The 13,541-nt window shown below is 44.6% G+C and carries 10 protein-coding genes; 1 reads left to right on the top strand and 9 read right to left on the bottom strand.

The window, feature by feature from the left end:
- Nucleotides 1-48 precede the first annotated feature (48 nt).
- From ACE1CD_RS35440 to ACE1CD_RS35400, 9 genes are all read right to left on the bottom strand, one after another.
- Nucleotides 49-234, bottom strand: a complete 186-nt coding sequence (locus ACE1CD_RS35440; protein WP_374827783.1) for a hypothetical protein — start codon at nt 232-234, stop codon at nt 49-51.
- Between the two features lie 138 nt (nt 235-372).
- Nucleotides 373-1,683: a response regulator gene (locus tag ACE1CD_RS35435; RefSeq protein WP_374827782.1), complete on the bottom strand. Its 1,311-nt coding sequence runs from the start codon at nt 1,681-1,683 to the stop codon at nt 373-375.
- 22 nt (nt 1,684-1,705) lie between these two features.
- A complete protein-coding gene (locus tag ACE1CD_RS35430) occupies nt 1,706-2,077 on the bottom strand; it encodes a response regulator (protein ID WP_374827781.1) in 372 nt (123 codons plus the stop codon).
- On the bottom strand, nt 2,074-5,013 hold the full coding sequence (locus ACE1CD_RS35425) for an ATP-binding protein (RefSeq protein ID WP_374827780.1): 2,940 nt from the start codon (nt 5,011-5,013) through the stop codon (nt 2,074-2,076). The genes ACE1CD_RS35430 and ACE1CD_RS35425 overlap by 4 nt, the downstream gene beginning before the upstream one ends.
- A gap of 258 nt (nt 5,014-5,271) precedes the next feature.
- A complete protein-coding gene (locus ACE1CD_RS35420; protein WP_374827779.1) occupies nt 5,272-6,648 on the bottom strand; it encodes a diguanylate cyclase domain-containing protein in 1,377 nt (458 codons plus the stop codon).
- Nucleotides 6,649-6,656: 8 nt separating this feature from the next.
- Entirely contained in the window at nt 6,657-7,877 is a 1,221-nt protein-coding gene (locus tag ACE1CD_RS35415; RefSeq protein ID WP_374827777.1) for an RNA-guided endonuclease InsQ/TnpB family protein, read from the bottom strand.
- Between the two features lie 123 nt (nt 7,878-8,000).
- On the bottom strand, nt 8,001-8,567 hold the full coding sequence (locus ACE1CD_RS35410; protein WP_374827776.1) for a hypothetical protein: 567 nt from the start codon (nt 8,565-8,567) through the stop codon (nt 8,001-8,003).
- Between the two features lie 99 nt (nt 8,568-8,666).
- Entirely contained in the window at nt 8,667-9,782 is a 1,116-nt protein-coding gene (locus ACE1CD_RS35405; RefSeq protein ID WP_374827775.1) for an EAL domain-containing protein, read from the bottom strand.
- A gap of 468 nt (nt 9,783-10,250) precedes the next feature.
- Nucleotides 10,251-10,649 (bottom strand): response regulator, encoded by a 399-nt coding sequence (locus ACE1CD_RS35400; RefSeq protein ID WP_374799304.1) that lies wholly within the window; start codon nt 10,647-10,649, stop codon nt 10,251-10,253.
- A gap of 265 nt (nt 10,650-10,914) precedes the next feature.
- Between ACE1CD_RS35400 and ACE1CD_RS35395 the strand changes: the two genes are divergently transcribed.
- Complete coding sequence (locus ACE1CD_RS35395; protein ID WP_374799306.1) at nt 10,915-13,461, top strand: DNA topoisomerase (ATP-hydrolyzing) subunit A; 2,547 nt, start codon at nt 10,915-10,917, stop codon at nt 13,459-13,461.
- Nucleotides 13,462-13,541: the final 80 nt, after the last annotated feature.

Here is a 13,541-nt window from a genome sequence, read left to right as displayed (position 1 = left end):
TTGGGTGTAAAATGAAGGTATTAAATTCATTTTTTTCATTAGTTAGGTCTACTTGAGAATAGCAGACCTATTTTTTTTTGACAACAATCGGTCAACCCCGCACGCAGTAAGGGGTTGACCGATTGTTGTCTCCCCCCCAGGATATTCTGCTGTCCGTACTTTTTTTCGGAATTTTTGGCTAACTAGAGATTCTAAGTCTGGCTCATCATCAACAAATAGGAGTTTATACGTCATATTATTACCTTATTTAAATCAGTATTTATCGGAAATTTATTTGCCAAAAATAGCGGATTATTTAATTAATTTATTCTCAAAATATAAGACAATCCTGACAATTTTAATAAAAAAATAGAGATTTTTAGCATTTCACTTTTAGCCGATCGGAATTTCTATCCATAACTTTGTCCCTTGCCCCGATGCTGATAAACAATTCAACACTCCACCGTGCTTTTCCACTACAATTTGGTAGCTGATATACAAACCCAAACCCGTCCCATTACCTACCGATTTGGTAGTAAAAAATGGTTCAAAAATCCGCTCTTTCACCCCTGGAGTCATTCCTGTGCCATTATCTCCTATTTCGATGGCAATCCGGTAATTTTCTGCAAGTATAAAAGTACGAATAGTTATGGTGGGAGAGTAGTTAGAGATATTAGCGAAAGGCGGTTGTTCGTAGAAATTATCCAAGGTATCGATCGCATTAACTAGAATATTCATAAATACTTGATTAAGTTCTGCTGCATAACATCTAACTAAAGGTAGATTTCCGTAGGATTTAATGACTTGAATAACAGGACGTTCTCCGTTTGCTTGGAGTCGATGCTGTAGAATCAGCAGCGTGTTTTCTAGTCCATCGTGAATATCCACAGACTTCATGTCAGCTTCATTTAAGCGGGAGAAGTTACACATAGATAAGACAATATGGCGAATGCGATCGACACCAACTTTCATTGAACTCAGAATTTTAGGTAAATCTTCAATCAGAAATTCTAAATCGATACTTTCGATTTCAGTTTCGATTTCCGAAATTCTCTCATTGCAATGATGCTGATAAAGATGCAAAAGATTTAGTATTGCTTGAGTATATTCACTGACATGGTTGAGATTACCGTAGATGAAGTTTACCGGGTTATTGATTTCGTGCGCCACGCCAGCAACTAGCTGACCCAAAGAAGACATTTTTGCAGTTTGAATTAATTGAACTTGAGTTTTTTGTAGTTCGAGCAAACCTTTTTTTAATTGCTGAGCTTGTTCTCTAGCTTCAGCTTCCGATTCCCGCAAGTGCTTATTTTGTTTTAGCTGCTGCACATATTTCAGCGTTTTGTCAACTGTAATTTCTAAATCCTCTAAATTTATCGGCTTTGTTAGAAAGTCAAAAGCACCGCAATTCATTGCAGTTCTGATATTCTTCATGTCGCCGTAAGCAGACACAATTACCGTTTTAATATTGGGATCTAGTTCGCTAACTTTGGTTAGTAAAGTTAAACCATCCATTTCCGGCATATTAATGTCGGTCAACACTATATCTATATCTGGCTCTTCTTGCAACCTTTCCAGCGCTTCCATACCATTACTGGCAAAAACAAACTGGTACTCTTGCGCTCTAATCTTTTTTCTAAATTTCTGCATCAGCAATACTCCTAAATCTGGCTCGTCATCCACGATGAGAATTTTTGCTGCCATTTTTATCCCCTCACAAAATAAATTAAACATCCCCAAATATTAGACGTTTCAAAGTTTCAAAATTAATCGGTTTGTTAAGATAATTATTGGCTCCATAAGCCATTGCCTTTTGATAAGTATTTTCATCTCCATAAGCCGTGATCATAATTACTTTTAAACTCTTGTAATTGGTTTTGATTATTTTTAGCAGTTCTAGCCCATTCATTCCAGGCATATTGATATCGGAAAGTAGCAAGACAACCGCAGCTTCTCCCTGTTTTTGTAAGTAATCTAGTGCCGCTTCTGCCGACAAAGCAAAATCAAATTGTACTTTTCCCTCCTTGATTTCTCTTCTAAATTTTTGTTTGAACAGTAATTGGATATCTTCTTCATCATCTACAACCATGATTTTCATGGCAGAACCTCCATATGTTTGATTGACTTTTTGGGTAACTTTATAATGAACTCGGCATAACTTTCCGGTTCTGTTTCTACCTTCATCTCTCCCCGATGCTGCTGAACGACAATATCGTGACTGATAGATAAACCCAAGCCTGTTCCTTCCCCTGCTGGTTTAGTAGTGAAGAAAGGATTGAAAATTTTATCTAACACTTCTGGTTTTATGCCTTTGCCGTTATCCCGAATGCGAATTTCCACGCGCTCGCCCATATTTTTGGTTTTCACGAGCAGATGCGGTGAAAAATTATCACCCATTTCTTTTTTCTTTTTATGGGTTGCATAGCAAGCATTGTTAATAATATTAAGAAAAACGCGGCTAATGTCTTGCGGCACAACTTCAACTTCGCCAATTTCACGATCGTATTCACTTTCTATAGTGATGTTAAAAGAAGCATCTTTAGCACGCATCCCGTGATAAGCAAGATTCACATATTCTGCCAATAAACTATTTATATTCATTGCTTGCCAGTGACCGCGTTCGCCGCGAGAATGCAGAAGCATATTGCTGACAATGCTTTCTGCTCTTTGACCGTGATGATTGATTTTATGGAGATTTTGTTTGAGGTCGTTGAGAATTTCGGTTATATAATCGCTTGTTTCCGCTCCTAACTGTTCTGTATTATTTTCAATTTCTGCAACCAATTCTTCAACTAATTCTGAGGAAACTTCAGCGAAATTATTGACAAAATTCAAAGGATTTCTGATTTCGTGGGCAATTCCTGCCGTTAAACTTCCCAGAGAAGCCAACTTTTCTTGCACGATAATCTGACTTTGCATAGCTCTAAGATTTGCTTCCACCCGCTGACGCTCGACAATTTCCCTTTGCAACTGATCGACAGTCTGAGAAAGCTCTGTTGTCCGTTCCAAAACTTTGATTTCTAACTGTTCGTTAGCTTTTTCCAGTACTTCCTGTGCTTGTTTGCGATCGGTGATGTCGCGCACGATCGCAACATATTGTTGCAAATCTCGATTCGTTTGGGAAGCGTCGTGGGAGAATCGGTCTGAAATGGCAATTTCCAGGATGCGTGAGGCGCGATCGAACTGGCTCAGGGTTTGTTCGCTGCGCGTAGGCCACTCATTTGGGTCAGCCGCCAATTGCGGCAGTAACTTGTGCAAGTGAGTTCCAAGCAATTGAGTATAGCTCAATCCAAATAACTGTTCGGCAGCTGGGTTAACTTGACAAATTATACCGTTTTCATCCAACACAACAATAGCATCTAAGGCAATATTAAAAAGTTGTTCTGCGGCTTCTCGCGACTCATTCATCGAGATAACTTGCGGTAAACTTGTCCAACAAGCGATCGCTACACCCGCAAAAGCTACGCATAGCAGCAAAACTAACAAAAGATTAGAGCCGCTAGGAGAATTTAAACTTAATTTAATACCGGAGAACCAACCAATTGTAACGGCGCTACAGATTAATAAAATTAGAATCAGTACCTGAAACCCTACAAAGTCTGCAATCTGACTTTTCGCCTGCTTGCGATAAAGGCGTATCCACCAAGCAGGACGAAAAGGCGCAAGAGAAATACGACGGATAACTGAGTCAATTGCCAAAATTCCAGCCGGAACTAGCAACCCCAGAAAAAAGTCTTGCCGACCGGAAGCCAATCCTCCTACAATTAGCATCATTGCATCCACAAGGAAAATACCCAGTGACAGCCAAGGCCACTTCGCTTCCGGCTTGCCTCGGTTAAGCCAGATTCCCAAATGGAAGAGCATAGTAGATGACACGACTCCCACATTAGCGAACAACACCAGTCGGTCTAGATTTACCCAAAATAGGCAGAACAAACCTAGAACTAAAACCGGAATCAGACCGGGGCCAAATACTCCACGCCGAGAGACAACTCCAAACACGGGGGAGATATGTCCATCTATAGCCAGTTGGTAGGTAATGCGAGGGCAGTTAGAAACAACTGTGGCGTAACTGAGCAGACAGCTAGCGGCTACGATGAAGATGGCTAGAGAAGTAGCGATGCTACCCCAAAGGGGTCGAGCAGCAGCTGATAGATTCAAAAAGGCATCGCTACCTAAATTGGGAGCATCGGCTAGGCGCGTCATTACCCAGCAACCTCCCACAAGCATGACAGGCATCAGGTAAGCCGAAATCTTGAGAAACTTAGTAGTTTCCCTAGCATTACGACTATCGGCCACAAAGGAAGAAGTCGTTTCGCAAGAATAAAAGGTAAAAGCCGCAAAATAAAACCACTTTACCCAATCTATAAAGCTTAACTGAGGCCAACTATCGGGGAAAAAGCCCGGACTATTGGGCGCAAAGGCTAACCAGAGAAGACCTTGAATATTAAAAATTAATAACAGTAAGAATGCGGGAATAGCAAAGAATAGGTGAGCGATGCTCAAGGCGCGAGTGCCACTGAAAGTCAAGATTAAGGGGAGGATGGTGAAGGCAATTTCCAATAATTTCTGCGGAAAAGTCAAGCTAGCTTGCTTTAAGTTTTCCTCGATCAGTTGGGCCATTACGATCGCATAAATTGGTGTTGAGGCAACCCAAGCTAACCAATATCCACTCGCAGCATAGCGACCCAAAAAAGGATATTTTTTCAGCAGTCGGGTCGTGTAATTAGGTGTTCCCCCCGCCATGTCTGGAAAATGCTCGCCCAGCCGCCTCACCTGGAGGTTGAGTATCATACCCATGAATACTCCGGGCAGCCAGACGAATATGGCATTTGGCCCAATGGCTGCATCAATTAAGGGGATGATGCCAACCCAACTGATGATAGCCGTGAGGCCAAAACCCCAAGTTTCTGGGGGACTGAGGGTGCGCTGGAGACGCATGGGCGATCGGGGATTGTCTTTCCCGCCTATCAAAAGCGGATTTTGTTCTGACTGGTAGCCTTTCCAAGATTCCGGTTGGGTTTTTCTTGACATTAATTTCACCTAACATCTTTTTGAAAACTTATTGGAAACGTAGTTTTCATCCTATTTGCCAGTACAGACCAGGCTAAGCCATCACAAGTAATTAAGAGCTTTGGATTGCAGCTTCAAAATCTATATTCTTATTTATATTTCCCCCATGATGTTTTCTGGCTAACAGTTTAATTGTTAATTTTTAATTTTTAACTAATGGGGAGACCCGGTGCGGTCAAAAGCCGTTGGTAGATTTTTTCTTGTTTCCCCTTCTACCAACTACTTATTACCGCACCCCCGCAGTGGGGGAGAGTAAACTATTACCTGATTGCGTCCCCGTTTCTTCGCGCGATACAATGCTTCATCCGCCAGTGCAACGAGCATCGGGATCGAAGAAGTCGATGCAGGCATAGTACTGGTAACCCCCAAGCTGAGGGTAACGTATTGCCCGATACCGGAAGTGGCATGAACAATTTTCAGGGCCTCAACTTCAGCACGAATCTTTTCAGCGACCGATACTGCCCCTTCCACTCCAGTATTGGTCAAAATCACAGCAAATTCCTCGCCACCATAGCGAGCGACCAAATCTGTTGGGCGTTCGACGGCGCGGCTAATAGCTTTTGCTACCTGTTGGATGCAATGGTCACCTGCTTGATGCCCGTAAGTGTCATTGTAAAGTTTGAAACAGTCAATGTCGCACAAAACTAGCGATAAGAGCTTGTGCTCCTGTGCCATTTGCAACCAGGCTTGGTCGAGATACTCATCAAACCGACGACGGTTCGCCACCCCAGTTAAACTATCCAACTTGGCTAAATGTTGCAACTCTTGATTCGCTCCTTGGAGTCGATCGTAGAGTTCGGCTTGCTGAATAGCGATCGCTAGTTGAGTTGCCAATGAAGCAAGTAAGTCAACCTCAAACGGTTGCCAAGCTCTTGACTCCGTACAGTGATGGGCAATCAGCAATCCCCACAGGGCGTCTCCTTGCATAAGCGACACCACAAGCTTTGCCTTCACCTGTAACTCATGCAAAAAATCAACAAGGCATGGAGTGATGCTTTCAGTTTCGACATTGGAAATGGCACGAGTGCGTCCTTGTTTGTACAGATCGCGGTACTCGGCTGGAAAAACTTCGGCGGGGAAAGTACGCCCCAAAATCGGTGACCAACAGGGCGCAACGGCCTCAGTAACAGCACTGCCTGTCCCATCCGTCCAGAGGCGGTAAATTAACACCCGATCGCACCCCAGAAATTGGCGCACTTCTGTCACAGTCGTGCTGAGAATATCCGACAGTTGTAACGATCGGCGAATGCGTTGAGCGATTTGAGCGACAAGTTGCTCGCGTTTGGTTTGCTGTCCAAAAGTTTCCTCGGCTCGCTTACGCTCTGTAATGTCTCGTTGAATCGCGATCCAATGCGTATACCACCCAGTTTTATCGGCAACCGGTGCAATATTGAGTTCTACCCAAAACTCAGACCCATCCTTGCTGTAGTTAATAAATTCCGCTCTTACTGGCTGCCAAGCCTTCAGTGCTGCGCGAATCTTGGCAAGAGTTACCCGGTCAGTTTTAGGACCTTGAAGAATGCGGGGGGTTTTGCCCAATACCTCTTCTGCACTGTAGCCAGTCATCCGAGAAAAAGCTTGGTTGACATTTGACACTCCCCACCCTAAAGGGATGGGGATTCTTGCATCCTAGAGCAACCTTGCTTAAGCACCGTTTCCAGACTTAAGTAGAGGGTCATCTCTCCACAAGCGTTGATTTCCGTATGCCCTACGGTATTGGAAATATTTCCCATCATTTTTAATGCCTTCACCAGAATATTAATTGCGGCATTTTCATCCCTGTCCAGTGTAGCCCCACATTTACAAATGTGAGTTCGTACCGATAGGGATTTTTTTACTTTATTACCGCAATTAGAACATTCCTGGGATGTGTAATGAGGTGCAACGGGAACTGCAACCTTGCCGAACTTAATGGCAAAATACTTTAACCACTCCCGAAACAAATACCATCCAGCATCATTAATTGATTTGGCTAGGCGATGATTCTTTACCATGTTCCGCACCTTCAAGTCCTCAAACGCCACAAAATCGTTAGATTTTACTACGCACCTTGCCAATTTCACTGCAAAGTCTTTACGCTGACGAGATACTTTCAGGTGTTTTCTCCCCAATCGGTTAATAGCTTTTCTTCTGTTTTTAGAGCCTTTAACCTTTTTGGAAACTCGACGCTGTAAACGCTTCAGTGCTTTCTCCGATTTTCTTAGATGTCTGGGATTACCTACTTTTTCACCATTACTATCGGTGTAAAAATGGTTTAATCCCACATCAATACCGATACATTTACCAGTTGGCTTAATATCTTCCTTAGCTAAATCACTGGAGATACAAAACTGGCAATAAAAGCCATCGGCACGCTTAATTAACCTAACCCTCTGAATTTGCTCTAATTGATAAAAGTGCAAATTGCGAGTTCCGCTCAATTTAAGCGTGCCGATTTTATTTTGGTCGGTGAAGGTGATTTTCTTCCTATCTTCGGAAAGCGCCCACCCAGATTTTTTATACTCTACTGAACGCTGATTCTTCTTGAACTTAGGGAATCCTTTCTTGCCGGGTACTTTTTTCTTGCAGTTCTCGAAGAATTTAGCTATAGCACTCCAGCAACGTTCGGCTGAAGCCTGCCTAGCTGTCGAGTTGAGTTTATTTGCAAATGGGAATTCCTTGGCTAGCCTAGCGGTATATTTGTTGAGGTCGTAGCCACCAACACCTTTGTTATCTATCCAATATCTCAGGCATTTATTCCTGATGAATTGAGACGTGCGAACGGCCTCATCAATCGCTGTGTATTGTGCTGGTTTTCCCAAGCATTTAAACTCAAAAACGAACATGGTTTATCGACCTCCTTAACCTTATGTTTAAGGTTAACTTTGTCATACAAATACGATACTTGGATGTAAGAATTCTTAATATTCTACGCAATGGCAAGAAAGCCGTCCTGGAAGGACGGGGTTTTAAACCCAACTTTTTGATAAAATTCGAGGCCCGGGTTCGTTAATCGGCTCAGCTTCAGTAATCACAACAGCATCATTACCGTTCACGACGACCGATTCGAGCAAATGTAACTGGTGTTCTGCTTGCTTGCGGCCAGTTATGTCACTTAAAGAACCGACAATGCGCTTGACGTTAAACTGTTGGAGAAATTCGATTAGGCATTTCGATATCGAAGCTTTTTTGATGTCTCCAATAGCTTTAATGTGTCCCTGGCAGTACTGCTGATGAATTTCCACTGGAAAAACTTCAGATGGAAATGTTTTTCCTAAAATCGGCAGATATTTAGGATCGACAGACTCTGCCACGGCACTGCCAGTCCCATCTAGCCACAATCGATAGACTAACAAACGATCGCACCTTAAAAATTGACGTACCTCCGTCACCGCAGTCTGGAGAATATCTTCCAAGTTCAACGATTGACAAATTTTAAGTGTGATAGCTTCCAGCAATTGTAGAGATTGATTTTGGCGTTTTAAATTCTGCTCAACTTGTAGATATTTAAATTTATTAAACAGCCATTTAAACATAAGCGATCGCTTATCCTTCGTTATAAATAAAGATTTTTAGGAGCAAGAATTCTTTCCTCCTACTCCTAACCTTTAACTTTGGTATAGCTTGGGTCTGACTTACCCAAATGCCAGGGAGCTTGTTGTAATTTGAGGTGGAGCGATCGGCGGAAAAGTCGTCGGTTGGCTAATCAGATAACCCTGAACAAAAGTTGCACCTCGCTGTCTGACCCAATCCAGTTCTTCAAGCGATTCGATGCCTTCAGCGATCGTTTGAATATTTAAGTGACTGGCGAGCTCTAGTATTTTCTCAGTAACAAATGCCTTATAAGAGTCTGCTTGCACATTGCGAATCAGGTTCATATCAAGTTTAATAAAATCGGGACGCAGTTGGTGCAGCAAGTTGAGATTGGAACCCCCTGCACCAAAATCATCCAACGCCATACAAAAACCAGCTTCTCGGTAGATGTTGAGAATCGCTTTGAGATGTTCGGTATCTTGAGGCTGATGAGACTCAACAACCTCGAAAACGATCTGTTCGTGAGAAATGCCGGCTTCATCGATAGCTTGCATTGTGGAGCGTAAGCAGGAAGTAGGATCGTAAATCGATGTGGGAGAAAAGTTAATAAAAATGTGTTCTTTGATTTGGTGTCGCTTAGTCTCGCGAATTGCCGTGCGCCGAGCGATGAGATCGAGCTGAACTAAGATGCCTGCTTCTGTTGCTGATGAGAACATTGGGCCGGGGGGAATAAAGCTACCATTGGGAGCGATGCCACGGAGTAAGGCTTCGTGACCGAAAATCTTCGAGGTGTCTTGAGCAAAGACTATCGGCTGAAATTGACAGGTAACTCGATCGGCTGCTAGCAAGTCGAGCAGCCAACCCGACTGGTTAAGGCGAGTGAGACGAGCCAAGGAAGTTGTGCGAGCGCAATCGCGAAGTTCCGGGGCTTTTCCGTGCGCCATGAACAATGCCCGCGTGTTTTTCAACTCATTGTGCGTCAAAATCCCAGCTAACGTATTAACACAAGTTTCTGTTTGGATTTCTTCCAACTCAATGGCAAGACACTGCCCCTCCTCCTTGAGTTCGTAGTCCAGCTCGGCTTTACGCAGGTAATAAAGGACTTTTGTCACACTATGACCCGAAGGAAACCACAGATATAATCTGCCCGTTCCCTCAATTTTGGTGGGTAAGTTTTCGCAGTGGGCACAAACGCTATGAGGCTGAGTAGGTTTCATACGCTAGTTCGATCGGGGCTGACTAACGATCTTATTATTCCCTGGTGGACTCAAGTATTCCCTGGATTGAGCAAAGCTTTGTCACTGGTCTTAGATTAGACTTTTTTGGTCTGGTTTCAACCTGTTCCGCTTACCGACATCCTCAGCCAATTTGCTGAGATCGCCAATAAAGTGGTACATATGTACTTAATTGGCGTTAGGATGGGTGAAAATCCTCAGTTGGTATCTAATTTTAGCTAAAAATAGAATTTAGAGCCTTGGAATCACAGGTCTATTCCGAAATCTCAAGTAGCAAAATCCTTGCATACTTACATCAAAAGTATCCAGGCATCGAAAAATACGATCGATTACACCTGGCTCAGGAAACCTGGCAGCAATGGCTCAAAGCGTCAAAACGACAAGCCAGCACTTCTTGTGCTGTAGCTGAAACAGGCTCCTGAGAACAGCAGATGGGATGTATTTATGTTTTTAATCTTTTGGCAGGAGTGCCATAATCTGATCCACAAATTGTTGATGATCGACAACTGGTTTGGAGATGTAGCCGTCAGCACCACTTTGCTTGAGAAAGTTTTCGCGATCGCCCTCCATCGCGTGAGCCGTAACCAGGATAATGGGAAGATTGGCAGTTTGGGGGTCAGACTTGAGCATCTGGGCGATCTTGATGCCATCAACTGCCTTACCCTGGTAAACGCTGTGTTGCAGGGAAACATCCATCAAAATGATGTCAGCCTTTCCAGACTGGGCAATCTGCATCACCTCTTCGACATCCTCAGTACCCTTAACCTCCAAGCCACCTCGCTTGGTGAGAATCTTAGAGAAAACGCGCAAATTAATCGGGTCGTCTTCCACAATCAGAACGGTTTTCATGGTTTTTTCCAGCTCGCTTGATTCAAAATAAGGCAGTCTAGGCTCCTGCCGTTTGATACTACTGTGAAAAGAGGAAAGGGAAAAGGATAGGGCGTCGGGCGTCGGGCGTCGGGCGTCGGGAAAAGGGAAGAAGGAAAGATTAATTTTTCCACTCCCCCGCTCTCCCACTCTCCCGCTCCCCCACTCCCCCACTCCCCCACTCCCTCTCCCTCTTTCCCTCTCCCTCTTCCCTCTCCCTCTTTATACTCATAAGGAACCCGGACTCATGGCAAAACAACTGAACCTTCTCTCCACAGGACAGGTGATTACCACTGCCCTGCACGCCGAGATGCAACGGTCTTATCTTGAATATGCCATGAGTGTCATAGTCGGGCGGGCGTTACCCGATGTCCGCGATGGCTTAAAGCCCGTTCATCGTCGCATATTATATGCAATGCACGAATTGGGGTTGGTGCCAGACCGCCCGTACCGCAAATGCGCCCGCGTGGTAGGGGACGTGCTGGGTAAATATCACCCCCACGGTGACCAGGCGGTTTATGACGCTCTGGTGCGGATGGTACAGGATTTCTCCTGTCGCTATCCTTTACTCGCCGGACACGGCAATTTCGGTTCGGTGGATAACGACCCACCGGCAGCAATGCGTTACACCGAAACGCGCCTCGCTCCCATAAGCCATGAAGCGCTATTGAGCGAAATTGGCGAGGCAACAGTTGATTTTATCCCCAATTTTGATAACTCCCAAGAAGAGCCGGTGGTTTTGCCGGCTCAGCTGCCGATTTTATTGCTAAACGGTTGTGCTGGAATTGCAGTGGGAATGGCCACCAACGTACCGCCGCACAATTTAGGGGAAGTGGTGGATGGTTTAATTGCTTTAATCGATCATCCCGACTTGTCAGAAGATAAGTTGCTGGAATTGATTCCGGGGCCTGATTTTCCCACAGGAGGGGAAATTGTGGGAACGGAGGGTATTCGGGAAGCTTACACTACGAGTAAGGGCAGTATCGCCGTGCGGGGAATTGCCAAAATTGAGGAGATCGCCCGTCGCACATCTTCTTCTAAATCTAAAGCTCAAAATCGGACGGCGATCGTAGTGACGGAGTTACCTTTCCAGGTGAATAAGGCATCTTGGATCGAAAAGGTAGCAGAATTGGTCAACCAAGGGAAAATTGAAGGTATTGCCGATCTTCGGGATGAGAGCGATCGCGAAGGTATGCGCGTAGTTGTGGAAATCAAACGTGACGCTAAAGCCCAAGAGGTTTTAGACCAGCTCTACAAGCAAACTGCTCTCTGTAGCAATTTCGGCGCTATCTTGTTAGCGCTGGTAGAAGGACAACCCCGCCAGCTAACTTTGCGGCAAATGTTGCAGGAGTTCTTGCGCTTCCGCGAACAAACTCTGACCAGACAATATAACCACGAGCTCCAACAATCCTTAAGACGTCTTCATCTGGTAGAAGGCTTATTAAGTGCGCTCTCAAACTTAGATGCGGTAATCCAAATTCTCAGAAATGCGCCAGATGGCACTACGGCGAAGTTGAGTTTGCAAAGCCAATTTAATTTTAGCGATCGCCAATCCGATGCGATCCTCTCAATGCCCTTGCGACGCCTGACCGGTTTGGAAAGGCAGCAGTTACAGACAGAGTTTGACGAACTCAGAGAGAGAATAGCTCAACTGGAGCGGTTGTTGAGCGATCGGCACGAATTTCTCAAAGCTCTCAAAAAAGACCTGCGAACGCTCAAACGCAAGTACGGCGACCCCCGTCGCACTCGCATTCAAGCAATGCCAGCAGCCGCAGAACAGCCCAGAAGCGCAGGAGCCGGGGAGCAGAGGGGCAGGGGAGCGGGGGAGCAGAAGAAGGAAAAGTCGAAGCATCAACCAGAAATACAACAACCCACACTTTTCACACCCCCACCGCCAGAAGAGGTGACTCTCGAATTCACCTATAAAGGTTATGTGCGACGGTTGTCAAAAAATGGCAATAAATCTTCGTCTTTGAAGTCACAAGATGATTTTGTTGTCAATACTCAGCCAGCTACCACTCAAACAGATTTAGTGGTAGTAACTGCTAGCGGCAAAGCTTATCCAGTCAATGTGGGCGACATTCCGCCTACATCAGGGGGAAATAAGGGGACTCCTCTTTGCACTTTGTTACCCGGTGCGAAGGAAACGCCGGAAATGTTAGTAGGGCAGTTTGTCTTGCCGGATAATTTGGAAACGGCTAGTTTGGTGCTGTGTACGCAGCAAGGGCGCATCAAACGAGTGGCGCTTGCAGAACTTGCTAACCTAACTCGTCGCGGTGCAACGCTGTTGAAGTTGAAAGATGACGATCGACTATTATCTGTTCATACGATCGCTTCTAAGGGAGATGTCGTCATGGCGACTAGCGGCGGACGTTTGCTGCGCTTAAGGGTAAATGACGAGCAACTACCAATAACAAGTCGCAGCACTCAGGGGCTACAAGCCTTGCGGTTGCTGCGTTCCGAGCAAGTTGTTGGCGCTTGTATTCTGTTGCCGAATGACAGCCTGTTACTCGTTACTCAGCTAGGGTATGTCAAACGTTTACCCATAAGTGCTATGCCGCTGGCTCAGTTGGGTAATATCGGTACTCAGGTGTTTCAGTTCACCACTAAGTCGGATGCTTTGGCGGGGATAGTAGTCGTTGACGCTTCATCTGAGGCGATATTAATGACAAATACGCAGCGCACCCTGAAATTAGCTGTAGATAAAGTGAAGTTCTGGGGTAAAGATGGCATGGGCGATCGTCTCATTGCTCTCAAAGCTGAGGAAAAAGTCATTAATTTGCTAATTGGCTAATTTCCATTTTCAGATTTTAGATTTTAGATTTTAATTCAATCTAAAATCTAAAATCTAAAATCTAAAATTCAAAATCGATT

Origin of the sequence: Aerosakkonema sp. BLCC-F183 (assembly GCF_041929145.1) — a bacterium.
Taxonomy (GTDB): domain Bacteria; phylum Cyanobacteriota; class Cyanobacteriia; order Cyanobacteriales; family Aerosakkonemataceae; genus Aerosakkonema.
This window is presented reverse-complemented; position numbering and strand designations above follow the sequence as displayed.